The sequence below is a fragment of the Actinomadura sp. ATCC 39365 genome (assembly GCF_054392275.1).
The window spans coordinates 7,048,961-7,073,049 of sequence record NZ_CP184335.1 but is presented as its reverse complement, the minus strand read 5'-3'; the positions used below and the strand labels follow the sequence as shown (position 1 = coordinate 7,073,049).

Here is a 24,089-nt window from a genome sequence, read left to right as displayed (position 1 = left end):
GAGCCCACTCAGGAGCTGCGCATGTCCCGATCGATCAGATGCGTCCTGGCCGTGCTCGTCCTGCTGCTCGCCTCGGGGGTGGTGAGCGCCGGCAGCGCCGTCGCGGCGGCCGGTTCGACCGAGCTGGCCTCGGGCTGGGCGCTGCGCCCGGCCACCGGCCTCGCCGACACCGGCGCGGCGATCTCCACGCCCGGGTACGCCACCACCGGCTGGAACCCGGTCACCCTGCCCTCGACCGTCCTGGCCGGGCTGGTCGCGAACGGCGTCTACCAGGACGTCTACTTCGGCCAGAACCTCAAGAACGTGCCCGACCTGACCACCCAGGACTGGTGGTTCCGCGGCGAGTTCACCGCCCCGGCCACGGCCCCCGGCCAGGTGTACTGGCTGCGCTTCAAGGGCCTCAGCTACCGCGCCCAGATCTGGCTGAACGGCGTGCAGCTCGACGCCGCGGCCGTGGGCACGTTCGTCGGCCACGAGTACGACGCCACCGCCGCGATCCGGCCCGGCGCGGTCAACGCGCTGGCCGTCCGGGTCACCCCGCCGCGCCACGACTGCAAGGACCTGTCCACCTGCACGGTCGACTGGAACCCCGAGGCCCCCGACATGAACGCGGGCATCTGGAACACGACCCTGCTGGACACCACGGGCCCGGTGGCCCTGCGCGACCCGTACGTGCGGACCACCCTGTCCGGCGCCGCCGCCGACCTGACCGTCTACGTGGACGCCGTCAACGCGACGAACGCCCCCGTCACCACCACGGTCAGCGGCACGATCACCAAGGCGGGCCGGCCCGACCTCACCTTCTCCCAGACCGTCACGCTGGCCGCCCGCGAGCGCAAGGAGGTCGCCTTCGCGCCCCTGCACGTGAGCGATCCGGTGCTGTGGTGGCCGTACCAGTTCGGCAGCCCCGAGCTGTACCGCCTGACGGTCGGCGCGGGCGCCTCCGACAGCAAGACCATCGACTTCGGCATCCGCCAGGTCACCGACTACCGCACCACCGTCAACGGCACCTCGTTCGCCGGATACAAGATCAACGGCCGGCCGATCCTGCTGCGCGGCGGCGGGTACGTGTGGGACCTGATGCAGCGCTGGGACACCAGGACGAACGCCGCCCACATCGCCTACGTCAAGGACATGGGCCTGAACACCATCAGGCTGGAGGGCACCCTCGGCAACGAGGAGCTGTACGACATGGCCGACAAGGCGGGCATCCTGGTCATGCCGGGCTTCGTCTGCTGCAGCGCCTGGGAGGACGACAGCGCCTGGACCGCCGAGCAGGAACAGGTCGCCCGCGCGTCGCTGGACAGCCAGCTCCGCTCACTGCGCCACCACGCCTCGGTGTTCCTGTGGACCTACGGCAGCGACCAGCCGCCGACGGCCGCGCACCTGGCCGCGTACAAGAGCGTGGCCGCCGCACTGCACTGGCAGAACCCCACCCTGGACAACGTCGCCACCTGGTCCAACGCCGACGCCGGCATGAAGATGGACGGCCCGTACGTGTGGGAGCCCCCGGTGCTGTGGTGGGACGAGAGCAGGAGCGGCGGCGCGTACGGCAGCACGGGGGAGGAGGGCACCGAGTCGCCGCCGCCCCTGGAGACGCTGCAACGCTTCCTCGCGCCCGCCGACGTCTGGCCCATCGGCACGGCGTACAACTACCACGCCGGCAAGCCGGGCAGCGTGTTCGACACCATCGCCCCCTACAGCACCGGCCTGGCCAAGCGCTACGGCACGCCCGTCTCCGCCGCCGACCAGTCCCGCAAGTCCGAGGCGCAGAACTACGAGAACGCCCGCGCCTTCTTCGAGGCGTGGAGCGCCAGGCAGCACGTGCGCTCGTTCGGCTCGGTCTTCTGGATGCTGAACAACGCCTGGCCGTCGGTCCACTGGAACCTCTACGACTACTACCTCAAGCCCGGCGGCGGCTACTTCGGCACCAAGAAGGCCACCGAACCCGTGCACATCGCCTACGACTACCTGACCCGGGCCGTCCACGTGGTCAACTCGACCCTCACCACGCGCTCGGGGCTCACGGCCACGGTGTCCGTGCACAACCTGCCGGACCTGGCCCAGAAGTACACCGCCTCGGCCCCGGTCACCGCCACGGCCAACGCCGGCGTCCAGGTGCTGACGGTCCCGGCGGTCACCGGGCTGTCGCGGACGTACCTCATCAGGCTCCAGCTCAAGGACGCCGCCGGCGCGAAGGTCAGCGACAACGTCTACTGGTACTCCACCGCGCCCGACACGCTCGGCAACAAGAGCAACTGGTACCGCACCACGCCGAAGACCTACGCCGACCTCACCGGCCTGAACGCCCTGCCCACCGCCGACGTGGCCGCCACCGGCGTCCGCGCCGTCTCCGCCGGGACCGAGACCGTCACGATCACCCTGCGCAACCCCTCCGGCCTGGCCTTCCTCCTGCGCCCGGAGGTGATCGCGGACGGGCGCGAGGTCGTACCCGTGACCTACACCGACAACTACGTCACGCTGTGGCCGGGGGAGACCACGACGATCACGGCCACGTACCGCACGACCGACCTCGGCGGCCACCAGCCGGCACTCCGCGTCCGCGGCTACAACGTCCCCACCACGACCATCCCCCTCACCTGACCCGCCTTCCCGACCACGAGAGACCCGCCGCCCCGGGCGGGACCCCGGCCGCTCGCCGGGGTCCCGCCCGGGTGCCGGTCAGGGGGTGGCCAGCGCGTCGGCCCAGGGTGGGTTCGCGCCCGCCACCGAGCAGGTCAGCGCCGACACCCGGGCCGCGAACGACGCGGCGGCCACGGCGGTGTCCAGGTCGAGGCCGTCGAGCCGGCCGCCGAGCAGGCCGCGCGCGCCCAGGTCGTGCAGGAGCCCGGCGGTGAAGGAGTCGCCGGCGCCGACCGTGTCGACGACGTCGACCTCCGGCGCCCGCACCTCCGCCCGTTCGCCGTCGAGGGACACCAGCGCGCCCGCCGCCCCGCGGGTCACCACGACGAGCCGGGCCCCGGCGGCGTGCCAGGTGTCGCAGGCCCGTTCCGCCGACGCGCCGGGCATCAGGAAGCGCAGGTCGTCCTCGCTGAGCTTGAGCAGGTCGGCCCACCGGCACCAGCGCTCGACCCGGTAGTCCTCGCGGGCGGCGAGGGTGGGGCGCACGTTGGGGTCGACCGAGACCGTGGCCCGCGCGGCGGCCTCGCGCGCGAACTCCTCGACCGCCGCCCGGCCCGGCTCCCTGACCAGTGCCAGCGACCCGGTGTGCAGGCAGGCGGCCGGTCCGAGCCGGGCCGGGGCCAGCTCGTCCGGGCGCCACTGCCAGTCGGCGGTGCCGCCCGCGTAGAAGGTGTAGGCGGCCTGGCCGCCGCCGTCGAGCGCGGCGACCGAGAGTGTGCTCGGCTCCGCGGCCTCGACGGCCGCCGACAGGTCCACGCCCGAGGACGCCAGGCGTTCACGGAACAGCGCTCCGAACACGTCGCCGGAGATGCGGCCGAGGAAACGGGCCGGTGTGCCGAGCCTGGCCAGCGCCACCGCCGTGTTGGCCGGCCCGCCGCCCGGCAGCACCCGCAACCCGAGCTCGCCCCGCCCCGCGCCACCCGCCGCGGTGGTGAAGCCGTCGGCGACGCACTCGCCCAGAACAGCGATCATCGAGCCTGCCTTCCTGGCGCGCGCCGCCGATGCCGTACGCCCCGGGCGGCATCGACGTCTCCGGATGGGAGCTCATCATCGCAGCCCATCCGCCTTCCCTGCCCATATCGGGGCCGGGTGTGGTGCGCGGCTCGTCAGGAGGTCCGGTTCCCGTCCTTCAGGTGGCCGGGCAGGCCGGTGTTCGGGACGTCGAGTTCCCGGGCGTACCGGTCGTTCAGCTCCGGCCAGCCGAAGTCGACCGCCGCCGCACCCCGGATCGGCGGGATCGGCCGCCCTTCGAGCAGCCGCTCGGCCACGTCGAGGCAGATGTGCCAGCCGGCCGCCGCCTTCGGCAGCAGGTCGCGGTCCAGGACGGTGTGCCGCAGCGTCAGACGGGTGCCGCCACCGGTCGCCGCCAGCTCCCACCGCAGCAGGTCGGTGCCGAACGTGTGCTCCAGCAGCTCCGGCGGCCGGACGCGGACGACCTCGGCCGCCAGGTCCTGAGGATTCTCGTCGTCGATCATCGTGAGGGTCGCGCCACCGGCCGCGGAAAGGTCACGGTCGGCGGTGTACGGCGCCCACGCCGCGAGCTGTCCGGGCTCGGTCAGCGCCCGCCACACCTTCTCCGGTGGATGCCGCAGGTCACGGACGAAGACGAGGGTCCAGCGGCCTTCCGTCACCTCGCTGCCGACCTGGGCCGGCGGGCTCGGGCGGTACGCGTCTGAGGTCATGACTGCTCCAGGTTGTCGAGATGGCGCTCAAGGGCGTCGAGATGCGTGTCCCACAGGGCCCGGTACGGCTGGAGCCAGTCGTCCAGCGCCTGGAAGGGGCCGGCGTGGAGGCGGTAGATCCGCCGCTGCGCCTCGGTGCGGCAGGTGACGAACCCGGCCTCCCTGAGCACCTTCAGCTGCTTGGACACCGTGGGCTGGCTGACATCGAGCGCCTCGACCAGCTCGTTCACACTGCTCTCGGCCATCCGGAGCCGATCGAGGATCCGACGCCGGGTCGGCTCGGAGAGCACGGAGAACGCGTCGACGGACATGCCTTCATATTCCCTGTCGGGTATATGCCTGTCAAGGAATACACCCTGCACCCCCTTCCGGCGGTCCCCTCGGTGAGCCGCCCTGGACGGGGGCTGGCGGCGGGGCGGGTCGTTCAGGGTGGCCCTGCCTCGGGGATTGCGGGGGCCGGGATTCCGGTCGGGCGTGTGGTTTTTTCGTGTCCGTCCGAGGGCTCGCTAATGTTACCTCTTCGTGATGTGCGGCGCTGGGAAACGATTTGTCCCGAGAGGAGGCATGTGGAGGAGATTGGTTGCCCGATATTTCGTCTTTATTGGGAAAATTGGGGCGGCGGTGTCCGAACTTTCTTGTGGTTACGATTCCTTCGTCCAGTCGTTCTGCGGAGCGGAGGGGAAGAAGGGCGCCATCGATTCCCACGATTTGGCCGAACTCGAAAAGCGCCGAAACGACCCCGCCTTCGCCGTGGCGTTCGCCGCCGTGATGCCGCCGCGCCAGCTCAAGAGCCTTCTGGCTGGTCTGCGCCGCGCGCATGCCATCCAGTCCACCAGCCTCGACAGGCTGGCCAGGGCGCTGAGCACGCTGCTCGGCACCGCTTCGCGCGCGCCCGACGCCGCCAGGATCTCGACCCCTTACGTCCACCGCCTGCTCGAGAACCTCGACGACCCGGAAACCGGTTTCGCGCTCGGGCAATTGTTGCGATATGGCTGTTTCGCCGACGTGTTCCTGCGCGACCTCGCCTTCAAGGTCTACGACTACGAACGCAGCCAGCCTCCCGCGTCCCCGTACTGGCGCAACCTCCGCCCGGACTCGCGGCCGATGTGCGCCATTCCCCTGGACGAACGGGACCCCATGGCGGCCGTCATGGCCGCCCTGTCCAACCATCCCCGTGCCGCCCGGGAATTCCTGACGGACGAGCGGCGGGACCCGCTGGAGTATCTCCTCTACGAGCGCTTCTGGCCCGGAGGCACCGAGATGTACCTCGACCGGGCGATGGACATCGCGGGCCTTTAGCCCCCGGCCCGTACGTCGAATCCGCCACCGACGGACGACTCGACATCCAGGCAATCCTCACCCGGTCATGCTGGAATCGATCCCTATGAATGATCATTTCCTCGTTGCGGCCGACTTGCTGGACCGGATGGAAAGAAACCTGGCCGAACACGCCTGTCACCTGCACCGGAGCATGGACGGCGCGACCGTCACGGAGACCGGTGACCTCCTGGTCGCCGACAGCGGCCTGGACGACGACACCTTCAACATCGTCGCCGCGGCCCGCTTCACCGCCGCCGACGCCACGGCACGGATCAGCGAGGCCGCTCGGACGCTGGCGCGCACCGGCCGCCGTTTCTCCTGGTGGGTGGGGCCCGCCTCGACCCCGCCGGACCTCGGTGCCCGCCTGACGGCGGCCGGTCTGCCGGCGTCCGAACGCGAGACGGCGATGTGGGCCGAGCTGGACGGCACCCCGCCGCCGCCCGCCGTCCGAGGGCTGGACATCAAGAGGGTCGCCACGCCCGGACAGCTCGCCGATTACGCCACGGTTCTCGCCGCGAACTGGGACCCGCCCGCTGACACCGTCCGCAGCTTCTTCGCCCGGGCCGCCCCGTGGGCACTGGCCGCGCACTGTCCGGCCCGGTATCTGGTCGGCTACGTGGACAGCCGTCCGGTCTGTTCCGCTGAAGTGTTCCGGCACGCGGGGGTCGCCGGCATCTACAACATCTCCACCCTGGCCGCCCACCGCCGACGGGGCTACGGCGGTGCCATCACGCTCGCGGCACTTCGCACGGCCCACGACCGGGACCATCGCATCGCGGTCCTGCAGGCGTCAGCCGACGGAGAGCCCGTCTACCGCCGCCTGGGCTTCCGCCCCTGCGGCCACTTCACCGAACATCCCGTCACCCCCTGAACCCGGAGCACTGATCACAACCACTCGTCGTTGTCCCCTGGCCCGGCACGCTTCCTGGCCACGTACGTGAACTACTACGTGGTCAACGACGGCGTCATCCTGCCCCGCTTCGGCGACAAGAAGGCCGACAAGGACGCCGCCGCCGTCGTCGGCGACCTCTATCCGGGCCGCGAGATCGTCCAGGTGTCCGTCGACACCCTGGGCGAGGGCGGCGGCGGCATCCACTGCGCCACCCAGCAGATGCCCAAGAGGAACTGAACCTCCGCTCCGGCCCGGTCGGGCCGGCTGCCGCGCCAGGCTGAGGAGGGAGGCGGGGTGTGGCGGGGGAGGGTCAGGGGCGGAGGCCGGTGAAGAGGTCTTCCTCGTGGTCGGGGGCGTTGACCTTGTTCAGCTTCCGTTCGAAGGCCTCGTGGGAGAACGCCTGGTGCTGGGCCTCGTCGGGCATGCGGAGGAGGAAGATGTTCTCGCCCTGGCTCTCGTGGGCCTTGAGGGCCTTGAGCTTGCGCTCGACGTAGGGGGTGACGTCGACGACGGCGGTGACCCGCTCGTCGGGGGTGCCGAAGTCGTCGGACGGCTCGAAGCCACCCAGGTCGACGCCGCTGTCGCGCATCAGCTCGAACATGCGCTTGATCGCCGCCCGGGGGATCGCCGTGTAGTAGAACTTGTCGGGGATGCCGGTCGCCTCGACGGCGGCCACCGTGATGCGGTGGGCCTGCACGTGGTCGGGGTGGCCGTAACCGCCGCCGCCGGTCTCGTCGTAGGTGATGACCACCTGCGGGCGGTAGCGCTCCATCAGCTCGCCCAGCCTGGCGGCGGCCACCTCGACCGGCACGTTGGCGAACGCGTCGGGGTGATGGTTGGTGTCCCAGCCGTCCATGCCGGAGTCGCGGTAGCCGAGCAGCTCCAGGTGGTCGAGGCCCAGGTGCGCGACGGACTCGCGCAGCTCGGCCAGCCGCCGCTCGGCCACCCCGGCGGCGTCGTGACCCTCCTCGCCCGGTTTGACGCCGCCCGTGTCGTCACCCTGCTCGCCGTTGGTGCAGGTGACCAGCACGGTGCGGATGCCCTCGTCGGTGTAGCGGGCGAGGACGCCGCCGGTGCTCAGGCACTCGTCGTCGGGGTGGGCGTGGACGACCATCAAGGTGAGTTCCCGATCCATGAAGGGAACCCTACTCGGCGCGTGCGACACTTCCGCCCGCGCGTTCGCGGCGACCGCGGAGGAGCGGCGACCGCGGAGGAGCGGCCGGGTGGGCGGAACGACCGGCGGGTCAGGCGCCGGCGATCAACGTCGTGGCCTTCCCGCGGGCGACGGCGGCGGCCGCGCGGTCGCCCAGCCCGTCGGCCACCGCCGCCTGCTTGAGCCAGTTGAACGGGCTGCACGGCCGCACGCTGATCCGCTCGCTCACCAGCGTCCGCGCCAGCTCGTGCCGCCCGTCCCGCAGCGCCGCCTCCAGCAGCGTCTTCTGCACGGCGTCCCGCTGTGCGTGGCTGCCGCCGAGCTCGTTGACCCGGTGCCTGATCGGGTGCAGCAGGTCGACCACCGCCGCGAAGTCGCCCCGCCCGTACGCCACCAGGGCCCGGCACACCGGCAACCCCACCCGCAGCGTCATCGCGACGTTGGTGACCTCCGGACGGGACTCCCGCGTGTACGCCTCCCGCGAGGCCACCAGCCGCTCCGCCTCCTCGAACCGGCCGGCCCCCACGTACGACATCACCGCGTGCACGTCGTTGAAGGCGTAGAACGGCTCGGCCACCAGCGGCGGCCACGCGTCGGCCAGGGCCTGCCAGCGTTCGTGCCGGCCGGAGCCCTCCAGCAGGAGCCGCCAGAGCAGCGCGGCGGCGTCCAGCAGCTCCATGGACGTGCGCCCGCCGGCCAGCACCGCGTCGTGCACCTCCAGCGCCCGGCGCGTGTCGCCGCTCTCCAGGGCGTAGAGGGCGTAGTGCCACCAGGTGTGGACGTTGAAGAACGTGCCGGTGGACCAGTCGTCCAGGCGGGCGTCGAGGTAGCGCACGCCCTCGCCGAAGCGGCCCTGCATCTCGTAGGTGTGCACGACCGCGTGGATGCCCCACACGTCGCGCGGGTTCAGCTCGACTGCGCGCAGGCCGACCTGCTCCGAGCGGTCGTAGTGGCCGGCCTCCTCCAGGCCGAAGGCGTACATGCCGAGCAGGTGGCCGAAGTGCCGGTCGTCCTCGTGCCAGGCGGTGAGCGCGCCGCCGATCCGGTCGCGCAGCGAGCGGGCGTCGCCGGTGAAGAAGTCGAGCTGGTGCCCGACGGCCAGGGCCAGCGCGTCACGCGGGTGGGCGACGGAGATCTCGGCGAGCAGCGCGCCGCAGGTGGTCAGGTCGCCGTCGAGCAGCGCCCGGACGGCCGCGACGTGGGCGCGCTCGCGCGGCAGCAGCGACGACTCGTCGGCCTGGCGGCGGAAGGACTCGAACCGGGCCCGCGCGGCACGGGCGCCGGCCGCCTCGGTGGTCAGCAGGTCGAGGTAGGCGGCCAGCACGTGGCCCATCGGGAAGCCGGGGGAGTCGGCCAGCGCGGCGGCCGCCTCGGCGTCGACCTCGGCCCGGAAGTGCAGCAGCTCGTCGATCGCCTGGTCGTAGTGGCGCGCGGCGGCGCCGCTCGCGCCGGACATGGCCAGGCCGTGCTGGTCGGTGGTCACCCGGTCACTGTAACCGCGCGACCGGTCGCGGCTCAGGGCGACGGCGCGCCCCGAGCGCCGACGTCGAGGCTCATTCGGTCCCGTACGACCCAAGAAGAACCTTGTCCGGATAAGTCGTCAGACGTAATGTTTGTGACCAAATAAGCCTCCCGGTGAAGGAGAGCCATGCGCCTGGCAGACGTCGACCTCGCCGACCCCGGCAGGTTCACCGACGGAGTGACCCCGTGGCGCATGTTCGACGTGCTGCGCGCGCAGTCACCCGTCCACTGGCAGGACGAGCACGGGCACGGCAGGGGCTTCTGGGCGGTCACCAGGCACGCCGACATCGTGGCCGTCGGCCGCGACCCGGAGACGTTCACCTCGGAAGGCTTCACCAACCTGGAGGAGGTGGACGAGCGGCAGGCCGCGATCCGGCGTTCCCTGCTGGAGACCGACGGCCCCCGCCACCACGCGCTGCGGCGGCTGCTGCTGCGCGACTTCTCGGCCAGGGCGGTGGCCGGCTACGAGGTGTTCCTGCGCGGCCTGACCGCCGCTACCCTGGACGCCGCACTGCCCAAGGGCGAGTTCGACTTCGTCAAGGAGGTCGCCGCCGACTTCCCGATCAACGTGCTGGCCCGCATGCTCGACGTGCCCGACACCCAGCGGCTCATCGACTGGGGCAACCAGATCATCGAGAACACCGATCCGGCACGGCTGCGCGAGAGCGAGGAGTTCAAGGACCTGCCCTTCCGCAGCCCGGCCTCCCTGGAGGTCTTCGAGTACGGCCGCGAGCTGGCCGCCCGCCGCCGCGGCGGCGACGGCACGGACCTGGTCAGCAGGCTGGTCAACCAGGAGCCCGTGGACGGCCTGCCGCTGTCGGAGCGCGACTTCGACAACTACTTCCTGCTGCTGGTCGTGGCCGGGAACGAGACCACCAGGCACGCCGTCTCGCACGCCATGCTGGCCCTCATGGAGCACCCCGCCCAGCTCGACCGGCTGCGCGCCGACCCGGCGCTGATGCCGCGGGCCGTGGACGAGTTCCTGCGCTGGGCCTCACCCGTCTACCACTTCCGCCGCACCGCCACCCGCGACGTCACCCTGCACGGCCGCCGCGTCGCCGCCGGCGACAAGGTCGTCATGTGGTACGCCTCCGGCAACAGGGACGAGCGCGTCTTCCCCGACCCGTACCGGTTCGACGTGGGCAGGGACGCCGACGAGCACCTGACGTTCGGCAGGGGAGGCCCGCACTACTGCCTCGGCGGCGCGCTGGCCAGGCTGGAGATCCGGGTGCTGTTCGAGGAGCTGCTGCCGCGCCTGTCGTCGATCGAGCTCGCCGGCGAGGTGCGCAGGATCCGCTCCAACTTCGTCAACGGCATCAAGGAGCTGCCGGTCAGATGCTCTCCAGGTGCTCCATGACGCGCTTGAGCGAGCCGGCCAGCTCGCGCCGCTGATCGCTGTCGAGCTCCTTGACCACGAACGCCTCCTGCCGGTTGAACTCCGGGAACAGCTCCCGCATCAGCCGCTCGCCGGTCGCGGTGAGCGCCAGCATGACCCGGCGGCCGTCCGTGGGATGCGGGAAGCGCCGCAGGTGACGGTAGGACTCCAGCGTCTTGACCACGCCCGTGAGCGTGCCCTTGGAGATGCCCGCCTCGGCGGCGACGTGGCGGGTCTCGCTCTCGCCCCAGATCCACACCACCCACATCACCACGAATCCCGTCCAGGTCAGGCCGGTGTCGCGCAGGACGGTCTGCTCCAGATGGTTGCGGATGGCCGAGGAGGCGCGGTAGACGTTCGACACCGCCCACATGGCCTCGAAGTCGATGTTGAGGTCGCCCAGCCGCTGGCCGATGGCCTCCTCGGTCTGGCGCAGGGTGTGGTGTCCCGTCATGGCACGAAAGTATATTCGGTACCTAACAATCTTCACGTTCGCCGCTCACGAACGGGACCAAACGACCCGGCCGCCGAACACCGTCAGGTCCACCGGCGCGGTCACGACGTCCTCGTCCGCCGTCGCCGCGCTGACGCACAGGTCGGCGACCTTGCCCGGGGTGAGCGTGCCCTTCCAGCCCTCGGCGAAGTCCTGCCGCGCTCCGGCGATCGTATAGGTGGCCAGCGCCTCGGTGAGCGAGACCCCCTCGCCGTCGCGGGCGACCAGCGCCGCCACGCCCGCCCGCCAGTCCGGCGCGGTCACCGGCGCGTCGGAGCTGCACGCGGTCAGCACGCCCGCGTCGATCGCCGAGCGGGCCGGCCACTCCTGCTCGGCCGCCCGCGCGCCGAACAGCTCGCGCGTGGTGCCCGACTCGACGCGCTGCAGCACCGGCTGGAGGTTGATCCCGTAGCCCAGCTCGCCGAGCGTGGCCAGCGCCTGCTTCGAGGCGAACTGGCCGTGGATCACGTAGTGGCGGGGATCGGCCCTCGGGTGCTCGCGGGAGATGGCGGCCAGCGCGTCCACGACGGCGTCCACGCCCCGGCTGCCCACCACGTGCACGCCCGCCTGCAGGCCGGCCACGTGCACCAGGCGCAGGATCTCGTCCAGCTCGGCGACCCGCTCGGCGTCCGTGCCGCCGTGCGTGCACAACGAGCCGTGCCCGCCCGACGGGTACGCCTCCCGCATCCAGGCCGTCTCCGACGGCGGGATCCCGTCGGCGAACACCTTCACGCCCAGCAGCCGGACCAGCCGCTCGTCCACGCCGTCCAGGTCGTCCGGCAGGCGGTCGAGGTAGGCGGCGGTGTCGGCGACCGAGGCGCCCGACATCGGGCTCGGCAGGCCCAGCACGCTCACCCGCGCGGTCAGCTCACCGGCCCGCGCCAGCTCCGCGTACGCGCCCAGCACCCCCGGCCCCATGCCGCCCGCGAACGCCTCCCCGCCGCCCGGCCCGAGGCCCGGCTCGGTGAAGCTGGTGATCCCGGCCCGGTTCAGCTCGGCCACCACCTCGCGCAGCACCCGCCTCAGCCCGCCGGGCGGCGGCGGCACCAGGCGCTGGACCAGGCCCTGGTCCCCGTGGTGCAGCAGGCCGTCGCCGTCGTCATCGCCGCCACCGGGCAACCCGGCCAGCCGCAGCGCGGCGGAGTTCGCCCACGTCGTGTGGCCGGAGAAGTCCTGGAGGAGGACGGGATGGTGGGGGGCGACGTCGTCCAGGTCCGTCCTCGACGGCGAGCGGCCCTCGGCCAGCCGGCCGGGGTTCCAGCCGATCCCGCGCACCCACTCGCCGGGCCCGGCGGCGCGTACCGCGGCGGCGACCCGCTCCCGCACCTCGGCGATCGACCCCACCGCCACGTCCACGCAGAACGGCGGGCGGGTCAGGCCGTAGCCGCAGGCGTGCAGGTGGGAGTCGTTGATCCCGGGCAGCAGGACGCGGCCCCGCAGGTCCACCACCTCGGCCGCGCTCCAGCCGGCGGCGTCGCCGACGTGCGTGATCACGCCGTCGCGCACCGCCACGCCCGTCGCGTAAGGCCGCGCCGGGTCCATGGTGAGCACCCGCCCGTTGACCAGCAGAAGATCCGCGTTCGTCATGAATCAGCTCCCAAATAGGCGCGCCTGAGCGCGGCATCCGACTCGCGCAGCGGCGCGGGGTCGCCGCCGTAGGTGATCGCGCCGTGGGCCAGCACGTACGCGCTGTCGGCCAGGGCCAGGGCCGCGTGCGCGAACTGCTCGACCAGCAGCACCGCGCAGCCCTCGTCGGCCAGCCGCCGGATCACCGGCAGCAGCCGGCGCACGACGCCCGGGGCCAGGCCGAGCGACATCTCGTCGAGCAGCAGGGCCACGGGACCGGTCCCGATGGCCCTGGCCAGGACCAGCATCTGCTGCTCGCCGCCGGACAGCAGCCCGGCCCGCACGTCCAGCCGCCGTTCCAGCTCGGGGAACAGCTCCAGCGCGCGCCGGGGGTCGCCGGCCAGGGCCAGGTTCTCCCGGGTGGTGAGCGTGGCGAACACGGCCCGGCCCTGCTCCACGTGCGCCAGGCCGTGCCGGGCCCGGTGGGTGCGCGGCCGCCCGGTCAGCGTGGTCCCGCCGAGGACGATCTCGCCCCCGGCGGCGGGCAGCACGCCCGAGACCGCTTCGAGCAGCGTGGTCTTGCCCGCGCCGTTCGGGCCGAGCAGGACGGTGACCTGCCCGCGCGCGGCGGTCAGCGTCACGTCCCTGACCACCGGCTGGCCGCCCCTGGCCACGGTCACGTCCCGCAGCACGAGGTCCATGGGGTCGCCTCCCGTCCGCCCGCTCACGCGGCGGGCTCCTGGCCCAGGTAGGCCCGCAGGACGCCGGGCTCGGCGAACACCTCGGCGGGCGGGCCCTGGGCGATGACGCGGCCGAAGTCCAGCACGGTCACGCCCGTGCACGCCGCCCTGACCAGGTCCAGGTCGTGCTCGATGAGCAGGACGGCGGCGCCGTACCGGGCGGGGACCCGCCGCAGCCAGGCGCCCAGCCGTTCGCTCTCGGCGTGGCCGAGGCCGGCGGCGGGCTCGTCCAGCACCGCGACCGCGGGACGGGCCAGCAGCGTCCCGGCCACCTCCAGCAGCCGCCTGCTGCCCACGTCGAGCGCGGCGATCGGGTCGCCGGGCGCCGCCGCCACCAGCCCGGCCAGGCCCTCCGCCAGCTCGGCGTCGCTGAGGGAGCGGCGCGCGGCGAAGCGCAGGTACTCGCGCACCGACAGGCCCACCGGCACCCGGTCCTGCTGGAACGTGCGGCGCAACCCGGCCCTGGCGCGCCGGTGGACCGCCGTGCCGCCCCGGGCGCCGGCGACGGTCACGCCGCCGACCTCGACCAGGCCGCCGCCGGCGGGCACGAACCCGCTGATCGCGTCGACCAGGGACGACTTGCCCGCGCCGTTCGGGCCGACCAGCCCGTGCACCTCGCCGGCGCGCACGGTGAGGCCGACGCCGTCCACGGCCACGACCTGGCCGTACCGCACGCTGACGCCCTCGATCCGCAACGCCGGCGGCCGTCCGGCCGGACCGGGCGCGGGAAGCTCGGGCGCGGGCGCCGCGGCGGGCACGCCGAGCCCGGCGCCGGACCGGCCGGACCGGCGGGCGCGGCGGGCGCGGCGGGCGCGCAGGGCGGCGCGCAGGCCGTCGCTCATGCCCGAGCCCTGCGTCATCGCCTGCACCGCGCCCACCGCGAACACGACGTTCGCCCACTGCTGCGGCACGCCGAACCGCCGCAGCAGCTCGCTCACCAGCACGCCCAGCGCCCCGCCGATCAGGGCGCCCTCCGCGTGGTGGGCGCCCGCCATCACGGCCACCGCGTAGGCGACCAGCGACTGTCCCGGGTCGAAGTTGCGCGAGACCACCATGGCGAGCTGCCCGGCCAGCAGCGCCCCCGACAGGCCCGCGATGAAGGCGCTCACCGCGAAGGCGCTCAGCTTGGCCCCCGGCACGCTGGTCCCGGCCGCCGCCGTGGCCCGTTCGGACTCCTTGAGCGCCCGCCACGACGCCCCGAGCCGGGTCCGCCGCACCACCGCCAGCGCCACCGCCACCAGCGCGAAGACGCCGCAGCAGAACAGGAAGAACTGGCGGTCGGAGGTCAGCCCCGCCGGACGGCCCACCACCACGCCCTGGCTCACGCCGGGGAAGGAGTTGGCGGCCATCACGACGTCCACGGTCGCGGCGAAGCCCAGCGTGACGATCGCCAGGTGCACGCCGCGCAGCCGCAGCGCAGGCAGGCCGATGAGCAGCCCGAACGGCACGGCGGCCAGGCCCGCGAGGGGCAGCCAGACGTACAGGCCGCCGGGGACGCCCCAGACGTTGAGCTGGGCGGTGGTCCAGGCGCCGATGGCGGCGAAGGCCATCTGGCACAGCGACACCATCCCGGCCTGCCCGGCCACCACGCCGAGGCTCTGCAGCAGCACCCCGGAGATGACCGCCGACATCGCCAGGAACACCCAGTACGCCGGCAGTCCGGCGGCCAGTCCGTAGGCCGCCGCCGCCATCAGGACGCCCGCGACCGCCCACCGCACCACCGGCCGGTCAGCGGGACGCATCCCACACCTCCCGGCGCCGGCTCCACACGAGGATCAGCAGGATGGCCGCGAACGGCACCACGTCCCGGTACTGCTGCACCACCGCAGACCCCGCGAGCACCCCTTCGAGCAGCCCGAGCGCCAGGCCGCCGGCCAGCGCCCCGGCCAGCCGCCGCAGCCCGCCGAGCAGCGCCGCCGCGCAGGCGGGCACGATGAGCATGCTCAACGACAGGATGTCGCTCGACCGGACGGGCGCCACCACCAGCAGCACCAGCGACGACAGCGCGCCGGCCAGGGCCCACACGGTCACGGTGAGCGCCCGGGTGCCGATGCCCAGCAGCTCCGTGGTCACCGGCCGCTCGGCCATGGCGCGCAGGCGCAGGCCCAGCGGCGTCCGGGTGAGCAGCAGCCAGGTGCCCGCGCCGATCACCACGGCCAGGGCGAGCAGCACGGCCGCGCCCTGCGTCACCACGACGCCGGCCAGCGTGGCGACGCGGCCCGCGGCCGGGTTCGGCAGCACCCGCGGCTCGTCGCCGAAGGCGATGTAGGCCAGCGCGATGATCCCGATGAGCTGCGCGATCGACACCGCGGTACGGGTCTGCGGCCCGCTCTCGGCGAACCAGCGCGTCATCACGAACCCGCACCCGGCCGACACCAGCGCCCCCGCCGCCACCCCGGCCAGGGCCGCCGCCCAGTACGGCCATCCCGTCCCGGTGAGCGCGGCCATCACGTACAGCCCGGCCACGCCGGTCGCCGCGACGGCCAGGTTCACCGTCGCGGTCAGCCGGTACATGGCGGTGAGCAGGAGGCCGAGGGCGGCGAACGTGCCGCCCGCGGCCAGCCCCGAGACCAGGCCCTGGAACATCAGCCGAGCGTCCCCGGGTAGCGCACCCACTCGCGGGTGACCACGTGCCACGCGCCGCCCCTGAGCTGGACGATCTTGCCGGCCCGGTTGGAGAAGTGCCTGGCGGCCCGCCCGAACTCGTACGGGGTGCCGGTCAGCGGGGTCTGGACGGGCTTGAGCGCCTGGAACGCCGCCGTCACCGACTCCCGGGTGATCGGCCCCTTGATCGTCTTCAGCGTGTCCACGAAGTACGTGGCGGCCAGGTAGCCGCCCTGCCCGAAGGAGGTCAGCGGCACGTTCTTCGAGGTCATGAGCGTGCGCCAGTCCTTCAGTGCGGGCGAGTCGGCCTCGGTGAACGGCTCGAACTCGGCGTTGGCGTACATGCCGTCCCCGTCGGCGCCCAGGGCCTTGGCGACGGCCTCGGTGTAGGGGGCGGTGGTCATCAGCCAGTCGATGCCGCTGACGCCCTGCTGCTTGACGACCTTCATCCAGGAGATCGCCATCGGCTCGGTGCCGTTGTACAGGACCGCCTGGCAGCCCTCCCGCCGGGCCCGCAGCACGAACGGCGTCGGGTCGGAGTCCGGCTTGACCGTGCGGTCGTCCAGGGTGAGCTTCTTGCCGGTGAGCGCGGTCCAGCTCTTCACGGCCCCGCCGTAGGCGTCGTTGGTGTTGCCGAGGATCGCCAGGAACATGCAGACCTTGTCCCGTTTGAGCACCTCGGAGGCGTAGTAGAGGTTGATCGCCATGTTGAGGTACGGGCCGGTGTTCACCGGGGAGATCGCAGGGGACTCGAAGCAGGTCGGGTCCACCCCGGTGCCCTGGACGGAGACGATCCGCGACTGCTGGTAGAAGGGGGCGTTCACGGCGCAGTCGAGCAGGCTGGCCGAGCCGACCAGCGCCACCACGCCCTGGTTGGTGACGACGTCCCGGGCGGCCTGGACGGCGGCGGCCGGGTCGCCCTTGTCGTCGGCGCTGACGTACTCGATCTTGTGGCCGTTGACGCCGCCCTGCTCGTTGACCCGGTCGAAGACGGCCTTGGCGGCGGCCGAGGAGTCGGGGAAGGTGACCGCGCCGCTCAGCGAGCTGACGCCGCCCACCTTGATGACGTCGCCGGCGGCGCCGGACGAGGCGGCCGGCGGGTCGTCGGACAGGCCGCACCCGGCGACCAGGAGCAGGGCGGCGAGCGGGACGGCGAGTGCCCTCATGGGGATCATGGGCGACCTCTCTGCGGATTTTGGAGGGATCGTAAGGGGCCAAACGAGTTGGTTCAAGAGCTAGCTTGCTGAAGATCGTTCGGGTATGAATGCAAGATGAAGCAACCGCGCATGCAACTCGTGCTGTCCGAGAACTGGACGATGACCTCGGCCCGCGACCTGCCGGTGCTGGTCCGGTGGGCGCGTGAGGCCGAGGACGCCGGGTTCGACTCGGTCATGATCAGCGAACACATGGTGCTCGGCCCCGACGCCGGCGCCCGGGGCCGCATGGCCAACCCCCGCGAGTACGCGCTGCCCGGCAACCAGGACCCGTTCACGCCGTGGCCGTACTCGCTGGGCCTGCTGGCGGCCGTCGCCTCGGTCACCACCCGGCTGCGCCTGGCCGCCGCCGCGGTGCTCGCCCCGCTGCGCCACCCGCTGGCGCTGGCCCGCGAGCTCGGCACGCTCGACCTGCTGTCGCAGGGCCGGCTCGTCGTGCTGCCCACCGTGAGCTGGAGCCGCGACGAGTACGCCGCGCTCGGCGTGCCCTTCGAACGGCGCGGTGAGCTCCTCGACGAGCACCTGGAGATCTGGGAGCTGCTCTGGCGGGACTCGCCGGTCACCTACCACGGCCGGCACTACCGGTTCGACGAGGTGTACTTCGAGCCGAAGGCCTACCGGGAGAGCGGGCCGGCGCTCTGGTTCGGCGGCGCGCGGACGAGCGGCCACCTGCTGCGCCGGATGGCCCGCTGGGGCAGCGGGTTCAACCCGCTCGGCTACCCGCCCGCCGAGGACATGAAGGCACTGGCCGACGGCATGAAGGCGGCCGGCCGTGACATCGGCGAGCTGGAGCTGGCCGGCGGCACGCGGGCCGTCTTCCCCGACGCCGTCTCCTGCGCGCCGCTCGGCCCCGCCCTGGAGCACATCCCGGCCCGGATGGCCGAGGGCTACACCACGTTCTGCATCAAGCCGTCGCAGTTCATCGACGACCCGGACGGCGTGGGCGCCTTCTGCCGCGAGGTCATGCGGCGCGTGGGCGAGCTGACCGGCTGAGGACGTCGCGCGGCCGGCCCTCATCCGGCCGCGCGACGGGATCATGGGACGAGCGCCTCCCGGACCAGGGCCGTGTCGGTGAACTGCTCGAACCTGGTGGCCACGCCGTCCGCCAGGTGCCAGACGTGGGTGAAGCGCACCTTCATCGACTTGCCGGTGGCGCGGTAGGTGCCGCTGTAGTGGCCGATCACGACGACCACGTCGCCGCCGTCCACGAACTCCTCCGGCTCGGCCTGGTAGCCGTCCCACTCGCTGCCCAGCTTGGCGAACACCTCCGACAGCACCTGCTGCGGCCCCACGTACGTGCCCGCGTACGGGAAGCCGGCCATCTCCGTCCACCGGGCCTGCGGGCCCAGCAGGGACACGATGCCGTTCACGTCGCCGGCCGCCGAGGCCGCGTAGGAGGCGCGTACGGCGTCGAGATTGTCGCTCATCTGTGTTTCTCCTCAGACCGGTTCCTCACCGGCCGGATAGGTGACCTGACCCAGCGGCTCGATGTGCGCGCCGCCGGGGGAGTGGTGGATCTCGCCCTCGCCCGACAGACCGAAGAAGGTGCCGACCGTGCGCAGGGCGGTCCAGTCGTAGAGCCAGGTGGCCGCGACCGGGATGCGGAACTCGCGGAAGGTGAACACGTACAGGCCGTCGGCGATCTTCCAGGCGGCGGCGAGATCGACGTCGCCGTGGCCGCGCTGCGCGCCGGCCAGGCACTGCCAGGCGTAGCGCTCGGAGCTGAGGTAGACGTGCTCGTAGAGGTGCTCCGGGCTGTAGCGGTACAGGGCCCGGCGGCCGATCAGCTCGCGGGTCGGCGCGGGCGGCTCGCCGGTGACCTCCCGGCCCTCGATCACGCCGGGCGTGAACGTCTGCGACACCCGCGGCTGCCCCGGCACCGGCTCGGGCGCGATGACCGAGGCCACGCGCAGCGCCCGGCCCGTGCTGGTGTGCAGGACGGTGACCGTGTACTCGCGGGGCCGCTCGGCGTGCGCGCGGCCGACGTAGAACAGGTCCTCGCGCATGGCCACGGCCTCGTACGGCTCGGCGGGGCCGCCGTCGGCGTGCACCTTGTAACGACCGGCGAAGGCCAGGGACGTCTTGCTGCCGTCGTCGAAGGTCAGGTCCACCTCGGTGCCCGCGAGCGCGTAGGTGGCCGGAAGGCGGTTCGTGGCGATCCCGGGCGCGAAATCGTCCATGTTCTTCCAACCGGCAGGGCGATCGGTCATGGCCGCTCCTTCCTCCACGAATTCGTCTATGAAATCATATAGCTTCCCGTTGTAAAGGAGTAGGCGATGAGGCTCAAGGGAAAGGTCGCGCTGATCACCGGGGCGGGCACCGGCATCGGCGCGGCGACCGCCCGCAGGTTCGCCGCCGAGGGCGCCTCGGTCATGCTGACCGGCCGCCGTCCCGGGCCGCTGGCCGAGGTGGCCGCGGATCTCGGCGACGCGGCGGCCGTGGCCTGCGCGGACATGTCCGACACCGTCCAGGCGCGGGCGGCGGTCGAGGCGTGCCTGGGCCGCTTCGGCGGGCTCGACGTGGTGGTGGCCAACGCGGGCGGCCACGGGGGCGGGCCGGTCGGCGAGACCGACGACGCGTCCTGGCGGCTCAGCCTCGACGCCAACCTCAACACCTGCTTCGTGACCTGCCGGGAGGCGCTGCCGGCGCTGGTGCGGTCTAAGGGGGCGATCGTGGTCGTGTCGTCGATCGCGGGCCTGGCCGCCGGTCCGGCCGTGTCCGGATATGTCACTACGAAACACGCGCTCATCGGCCTGACCCGCTCGATCGCCCGCGACTACGGGCCCCAAGGCGTCCGGGCCAACTGCCTGTGCCCCGGCTGGGTGCGCACGCCGATGGCCGACGAGGAGATGGACGTGCTGGTCGGCCGGGACGGCATCACCCGCGACGCGGCGTACGAGCTGGTCACCAAGGACGTGCCGCTGCGCCGCCCGGCCACCGCCGACGAGATCGCCGCGATCTGCCTGTTCCTCGCCTCGCCGGACAGCGCCGTCATGACCGGCAGCGTGGTCGTGGCCGACGGCGGCGCCACCGCCGTTGACCTGCCCACCCTCGCCTTCGACTGATCGGCGACGCCTAGAACGCCGTTTCCCGGGCAAAGGGGAGTTCTTCCGCAAACCCCCAGGAGGAACGGTGAGCACCGCACAGAGCGCGGGCCGCGAAGCCATGGACGCGGGCCGTGAGGCCAAGAACGCGGCCCGCAGAGCAGCTGACAGCCCGGCGATGACCACGCTGGCCCGCATCGGGCTGGCCTGCCGCGGCGTGCTGTACGCGCTGATCGGCGTGCTGGCGTTGCAGATCGCCTTCGGCGACGGCTCGCGCCAGGCCGACAAGTCGGGAGCCATCACCACCATCGCCGGACTGCCCTTCGGCCAGGTGCTGCTGTGGATCATGACGGTCGGCTTCGCCGGGCTGGCGCTGTGGCAGGCGTCGGAGGCGCTGTTCAGTCACCGCAAGGCGAGTGACCGCGTGCAGTCGGCCTTCCGCACCGGCGTGTACGTCCTGATCTGCGTGACCCTGCTGAGCGTGCTGCTGGCCGGTCAGGCCAAGTCCGACGACAAGCAGTCGCAGAACCTGACGAGCAAGCTGCTCGACCTGCCCGGTGGCCAGGTCATCGTCGGCCTGATCGGGCTCGGCATCGTCGCCCTCGGCATCTACTGGATCCACGAGGGCATCACCAAGAAGTTCGAGCGCGAGCTCGACCTCGGCCGCATGTCGCCCAAGGCCCGCAAGGTGATGGAACGGCTCGGCCAGGCCGGCTACATCGCCCGCGGCGTGATCACCGGCGGCGCCGGCGTCTTCGTCGGCTACGCGGCGGTCACCTTCGACCCCGACAAGGCGGGCGGCATCGACGCCACCCTGCGGCGCTTCGCCGACACGCCGGTGGGGCCGTGGCTGCTCGCGCTGGTGGCCCTCGGGCTGCTGCTGTTCGCGGGCTACTGCTTCGGCGAGTCCCGCTGGCGCCGTACCTGAGGCGTCCCCAGCGGCGCACGCGCGGCGGGTCCCCGGCACGGGGGCCCGCTGCTTCGTGCGCGCCCCGGTCAGGAGGGGCCTGCCGTTTCGGGTGCGCGCCCGGTCAGGAGGGGCGCCCGGTGACCACCGCGCGGCCCATCGCCGGGTCGTCGCAGAACGCGCCGTCGATGCCCAGCTCGATGAGCCTGCTCAGCCAGCCGGCCACGTCGCCGGTGGCCCGCCCGTAGACCGGGCTGGCCGGGTCGCCCCTGCGGTGGTCGGCGGGCAGCTGGGAGTTCTCGTTGCGGATCGTCCACACGTGCACCTCCAGCCGCCTGCGGTGGGCGTCCTGGACCAGCGTGGTCGGGGGCAGCGTCGCGCCCGAGGCGTCCACCGGGACCACGCGGCGGGTGTCCACGCCGATCCCGGCGGCGTACCGGGCCACCTCGCGCAGGCCGTCGGGGGTCACCATGTCGTCGTAGGTGCGCGTGCTGCCGGAGGCGACCCAGTCGTAGGGCGCGCCGCCCGAGGTGATGAGCTGGATGAGCGGCAGCCGCGTCCGTCCGCGCAGCTCGCGCAGGTTCGCCGTCTCGAAGGACTGGATGTACGCCTTGCGCACGTGGTACCGGTTCAGCACCTCCAGCAGCGGCTCCTCCAGCGACAGGCCGATCGAGTCGAAGTACGTCGGATGCTTGGTCTCGGGATAGACCCCGACGCCGTGCCGCTGCGCGAGCCGGACGACCTCCTCGAACGTGGGGATCTCGGCCAGCCCGTCGAAGGCGGTGTTGTCCGGCCGCAGGTCGGGCACGCGTTCCTTGGCCCGCAGCGTCTTGAGCTCGGCCAGCGTGAAGTCCTCGGTGAACCAGCCGGTGACCGGCCGGCCGTCCACGGTCCTGGTGGCGCGCCGATCGGCGAACTCGGGGTGGGCGGCCACGTCGGTCGTGCCGGAGATCTCGTTCTCGTGCCGGGCGACCAGCACGTGGTCCTTGGTGGAGACGAGGTCGGGCTCGATGTAGTCGGCGCCCATGGCGATGGCCGCCTCGTAGGACAGCAGCGTGTGCTCGGGCCGGTGGGCGCTGGCGCCCCGGTGACCGATCACGACGGGGGCCTGGCCGCGGCGCTCGGCCGTGGCGGATGGCGTCTGGGTCAGCACGACAGCGACCGTACCGCCGGCCAGGAGGGCGGCCAGCACGCTCGCGAACAACCTGCGCGTCGTCATGCGGGCACGGTAGACCGCCGAGGTGGCCCGGACGTTACGCCTGGGCGCACAGTGCAGGACGCGGCGGAACGGGTTCAGCCGAGGCCGAAGCGGGGGATCGGCAGGTCCTCGGTGGCGACGTGCACGATGTGCGCCTCGGTGTAGACGTCGATGCTGTACCGGCCGCCCTCCCTGCCCAGGCCGCTGGCCTTCACGCCGCCGAAGGGCGTGCGCAGGTCGCGGATGTTCTGGGAGTTGATCCAGAGCATGCCGGCCTCGACGGACTGGGCCAGGCGGTGGGCGCGGCGCAGGTCGCTGGTCCACACGTAGGCGGCCAGGCCGTACCGGGTGGCGTTGGCCAGCTCCAGGGCCTCCTTCTCGGTGGCGAAGGGGGTGACGCAGACGACCGGGCCGAAGATCTCCTCCTGGAAGATGCGCATCGCGGGCGTCACGTCGGCGAAGACCGTGGCGGCCAGGAAGTTGCCCTCGGGCAGGCCGTCCGGGCGGCCGCCGCCGGCCACCAGGCGGGCGCCCTCCGCGACGCCGGCCCGCACGTACGACAGGACCCGCTCGTAGTGCTCGGGGTGGATGAGCGCGCCCAGCTCGGTCGCCAGGTCGTGCGGCGGCCCGACGCGCACCCGCGCGGCGCGCTCGGCGAGCCGGGCCACGAACTCCTCGTAGACGGTGTCCTGGACGAGCACCCGCGAGCTGGCCGTGCAGCGCTCGCCGTTGAGCGAGAAGACGCCGAACACGGCCGCGTCGAGCGCCCGGTCCAGGTCGGCGTCGTCGAAGACGAGCAGCGGGGACTTGCCGCCCAGCTCCATCGACAACGTCTTGAGTCCGGTGGCGGCGTCGCGCATGATCGTCTGGCCGGTGGTGGTCTCGCCGGTGAAGGAGATCACCGGCACGTCGGGGTGGGCCACCAGCGCCGCCCCGGCCCGCTCGCCGATGCCGTGGACGAGGTTGAACACGCCGGTCGGCAGCCCGCCCTCCTCCATGATCTCCGGCAGCAGGCTGGCCGAGAGCGGCGACCACTCGGCCGGCTTGAGCACCACCGGGCAGCCGGCCGCCAGGGCGGGCGCGAGCTTCCAGGTCTCCAGCATGAACGGCGTGTTCCACGGCGTGATCAGCCCGGCCACGCCAACCGGCTTGCGCACGACGTAGTTGAGCTGGGCCGAGCCGACGCGGAAGACGTCCTCGCCCAGGCTGCTGATGACGTCGGCGAAGAAGCGGAAGTTGTGCGCCGCCCGCCGGGCCTGGCCCCTGGCCTGGGTGATCGGCAGCCCGGTGTCGCCGCACTCCAGCTCGGCGATGCGCTCGTCGCGCGCCTCGATGGCCGCCGCGATCCCGCGCAGCACCGCCGCCCGCTCCTCGCCCGGCAGCCGCGGCCACGGCCCGTCGGTGAACGCCCTGTGCGCTGCGCGCACGGCCAGGTCGACGTCCTCGGCGTCCCCGGAGGCGACGGTCAGCGCGGGGCGGTTGGTCGCGGGTTCCAGCGAGGTGAACGTCTGGCCGGACACGCTGGGCACGTGGGCCCCGTCGATGTAGTGCTCCAGGTTCAACGGGCGATCTCCTTGCACTGGAACGGCGGCCCCGGCCACGGGTGCGATCGATCCCCTGTCGGACGTGCGGCCGGACCGCCGTCTCATGGCACTCCTCCTCCGCCCCGCCACGATGATTTCCCAGGTGGAAGGCCCAGCGGTAGGCCCCTCGCAACCCCGTCAAATCGTATAGGAC

General features: G+C 72.7%; 23 protein-coding genes. 8 read left to right on the top strand and 15 right to left on the bottom strand.

Annotated features, from left to right (window positions below):
• Window positions 1-21 precede the first annotated feature (21 nt).
• Window positions 22-2,604 carry a glycoside hydrolase family 2 protein gene (locus ACNF49_RS34560; RefSeq protein WP_482940186.1) on the top strand — a complete coding sequence of 861 codons (2,583 nt, stop codon included), beginning with the start codon at window positions 22-24 and terminating at the stop codon, window positions 2,602-2,604.
• A gap of 78 nt (window positions 2,605-2,682) precedes the next feature.
• Here ACNF49_RS34560 and ACNF49_RS34555 read toward each other — a convergent pair whose 3' ends face one another.
• The 3 genes from ACNF49_RS34555 to ACNF49_RS34545 form a co-directional block, all read right to left on the bottom strand.
• A complete protein-coding gene (locus ACNF49_RS34555) occupies window positions 2,683-3,615 on the bottom strand; it encodes a carbohydrate kinase family protein (protein ID WP_482940185.1) in 933 nt (310 codons plus the stop codon).
• Between the two features lie 134 nt (window positions 3,616-3,749).
• A complete protein-coding gene (locus tag ACNF49_RS34550; RefSeq protein ID WP_482940184.1) occupies window positions 3,750-4,325 on the bottom strand; it encodes an SRPBCC family protein in 576 nt (191 codons plus the stop codon).
• Complete coding sequence (locus tag ACNF49_RS34545) at window positions 4,322-4,636, bottom strand: ArsR/SmtB family transcription factor (protein WP_357977010.1); 315 nt, start codon at window positions 4,634-4,636, stop codon at window positions 4,322-4,324. Before ACNF49_RS34545 ends, ACNF49_RS34550 begins: the two co-directional genes overlap by 4 nt.
• Before the next feature lie 310 nt (window positions 4,637-4,946).
• Here ACNF49_RS34545 and ACNF49_RS34540 point away from each other — a divergent pair, with 310 nt between their 5' ends.
• The 3 genes from ACNF49_RS34540 (at window position 4,947) to ACNF49_RS34530 (ending at window position 6,774) form a co-directional block, all read left to right on the top strand.
• Complete coding sequence (locus ACNF49_RS34540) at window positions 4,947-5,624, top strand: hypothetical protein (RefSeq protein ID WP_482940183.1); 678 nt, start codon at window positions 4,947-4,949, stop codon at window positions 5,622-5,624.
• Window positions 5,625-5,751: 127 nt separating this feature from the next.
• Window positions 5,752-6,516: a GNAT family N-acetyltransferase gene (locus ACNF49_RS34535; protein ID WP_482940182.1), complete on the top strand. Its 765-nt coding sequence runs from the start codon at window positions 5,752-5,754 to the stop codon at window positions 6,514-6,516.
• Window positions 6,517-6,546: 30 nt separating this feature from the next.
• The gene (locus ACNF49_RS34530) at window positions 6,547-6,774 is read left to right on the top strand and encodes an agmatine deiminase family protein (RefSeq protein WP_482940181.1); all 228 of its coding nucleotides are present in this window, start codon (window positions 6,547-6,549) and stop codon (window positions 6,772-6,774) included.
• 73 nt (window positions 6,775-6,847) lie between these two features.
• Here the strand turns inward: ACNF49_RS34530 and ACNF49_RS34525 are convergent, their stop codons facing one another.
• Window positions 6,848-7,672 (bottom strand): PIG-L family deacetylase, encoded by an 825-nt coding sequence (locus tag ACNF49_RS34525; protein ID WP_482940180.1) that lies wholly within the window; start codon window positions 7,670-7,672, stop codon window positions 6,848-6,850.
• Window positions 7,673-7,781: 109 nt separating this feature from the next.
• Window positions 7,782-9,173 carry a tetratricopeptide repeat protein gene (locus ACNF49_RS34520; RefSeq protein ID WP_482940179.1) on the bottom strand — a complete coding sequence of 464 codons (1,392 nt, stop codon included), beginning with the start codon at window positions 9,171-9,173 and terminating at the stop codon, window positions 7,782-7,784.
• Between the two features lie 165 nt (window positions 9,174-9,338).
• On the opposite strand from ACNF49_RS34520, the gene ACNF49_RS34515 reads away from it, so the two are divergent.
• Window positions 9,339-10,568, top strand: a complete 1,230-nt coding sequence (locus ACNF49_RS34515; protein WP_482940178.1) for a cytochrome P450 — start codon at window positions 9,339-9,341, stop codon at window positions 10,566-10,568.
• Here the strand turns inward: ACNF49_RS34515 and ACNF49_RS34510 are convergent.
• Genes ACNF49_RS34510 through ACNF49_RS34485 form a run of 6 tightly spaced genes read right to left on the bottom strand, consistent with a single transcriptional unit; the run spans window position 10,543 to window position 17,164 of the window.
• Window positions 10,543-11,040 (bottom strand): MarR family winged helix-turn-helix transcriptional regulator, encoded by a 498-nt coding sequence (locus tag ACNF49_RS34510; RefSeq protein ID WP_357976992.1) that lies wholly within the window; start codon window positions 11,038-11,040, stop codon window positions 10,543-10,545. The two genes, ACNF49_RS34515 and ACNF49_RS34510, sit on opposite strands and share 26 nt — an antisense overlap.
• Window positions 11,041-11,085: 45 nt before the next feature.
• Entirely contained in the window at window positions 11,086-12,666 is a 1,581-nt protein-coding gene (locus tag ACNF49_RS34505) for an amidohydrolase (RefSeq protein WP_482940177.1), read from the bottom strand.
• Complete coding sequence (locus ACNF49_RS34500; protein WP_357976986.1) at window positions 12,663-13,373, bottom strand: ABC transporter ATP-binding protein; 711 nt, start codon at window positions 13,371-13,373, stop codon at window positions 12,663-12,665. The genes ACNF49_RS34505 and ACNF49_RS34500 overlap by 4 nt, the downstream gene beginning before the upstream one ends.
• Window positions 13,370-15,127 (bottom strand): branched-chain amino acid ABC transporter ATP-binding protein/permease, encoded by a 1,758-nt coding sequence (locus ACNF49_RS34495; protein ID WP_482940176.1) that lies wholly within the window; start codon window positions 15,125-15,127, stop codon window positions 13,370-13,372. The genes ACNF49_RS34500 and ACNF49_RS34495 overlap by 4 nt, the downstream gene beginning before the upstream one ends.
• On the bottom strand, window positions 15,114-15,971 hold the full coding sequence (locus tag ACNF49_RS34490) for an ABC transporter permease subunit (protein WP_482940175.1): 858 nt from the start codon (window positions 15,969-15,971) through the stop codon (window positions 15,114-15,116). Before ACNF49_RS34490 ends, ACNF49_RS34495 begins: the two co-directional genes overlap by 14 nt.
• Complete coding sequence (locus ACNF49_RS34485; RefSeq protein WP_482940174.1) at window positions 15,971-17,164, bottom strand: ABC transporter substrate-binding protein; 1,194 nt, start codon at window positions 17,162-17,164, stop codon at window positions 15,971-15,973. Before ACNF49_RS34485 ends, ACNF49_RS34490 begins: the two co-directional genes overlap by 1 nt.
• Window positions 17,165-17,260: 96 nt before the next feature.
• Between ACNF49_RS34485 and ACNF49_RS34480 the strand changes: the two genes are divergently transcribed.
• Complete coding sequence (locus tag ACNF49_RS34480) at window positions 17,261-18,196, top strand: TIGR03619 family F420-dependent LLM class oxidoreductase (protein WP_357976974.1); 936 nt, start codon at window positions 17,261-17,263, stop codon at window positions 18,194-18,196.
• A 41-nt stretch (window positions 18,197-18,237) separates the two neighbouring features.
• On the opposite strand, the gene ACNF49_RS34475 is transcribed toward ACNF49_RS34480, so the two are convergent.
• Together ACNF49_RS34475 and ACNF49_RS34470 are read right to left on the bottom strand one after the other, a co-directional pair.
• Window positions 18,238-18,630: a nuclear transport factor 2 family protein gene (locus tag ACNF49_RS34475; RefSeq protein ID WP_357976971.1), complete on the bottom strand. Its 393-nt coding sequence runs from the start codon at window positions 18,628-18,630 to the stop codon at window positions 18,238-18,240.
• Window positions 18,631-18,642: 12 nt separating this feature from the next.
• The gene (locus ACNF49_RS34470; RefSeq protein ID WP_482940173.1) at window positions 18,643-19,413 is read right to left on the bottom strand and encodes a MoaF C-terminal domain-containing protein; all 771 of its coding nucleotides are present in this window, start codon (window positions 19,411-19,413) and stop codon (window positions 18,643-18,645) included.
• Between the two features lie 66 nt (window positions 19,414-19,479).
• Here ACNF49_RS34470 and ACNF49_RS34465 point away from each other — a divergent pair, with 66 nt between their 5' ends.
• Window positions 19,480-20,268 (top strand): SDR family NAD(P)-dependent oxidoreductase, encoded by a 789-nt coding sequence (locus tag ACNF49_RS34465; RefSeq protein ID WP_357976965.1) that lies wholly within the window; start codon window positions 19,480-19,482, stop codon window positions 20,266-20,268.
• 67 nt (window positions 20,269-20,335) lie between these two features.
• On the top strand, window positions 20,336-21,175 hold the full coding sequence (locus ACNF49_RS34460; protein WP_357976962.1) for a DUF1206 domain-containing protein: 840 nt from the start codon (window positions 20,336-20,338) through the stop codon (window positions 21,173-21,175).
• A gap of 103 nt (window positions 21,176-21,278) precedes the next feature.
• Here the strand turns inward: ACNF49_RS34460 and ACNF49_RS34455 are convergent, their stop codons facing one another.
• Together ACNF49_RS34455 and hpaE are read right to left on the bottom strand one after the other, a co-directional pair.
• Complete coding sequence (locus tag ACNF49_RS34455) at window positions 21,279-22,373, bottom strand: glycerophosphodiester phosphodiesterase (protein ID WP_482940172.1); 1,095 nt, start codon at window positions 22,371-22,373, stop codon at window positions 21,279-21,281.
• 74 nt (window positions 22,374-22,447) lie between these two features.
• Entirely contained in the window at window positions 22,448-23,914 is a 1,467-nt protein-coding gene (gene hpaE / locus ACNF49_RS34450) for a 5-carboxymethyl-2-hydroxymuconate semialdehyde dehydrogenase (protein ID WP_482940171.1), read from the bottom strand.
• Window positions 23,915-24,089: the final 175 nt, after the last annotated feature.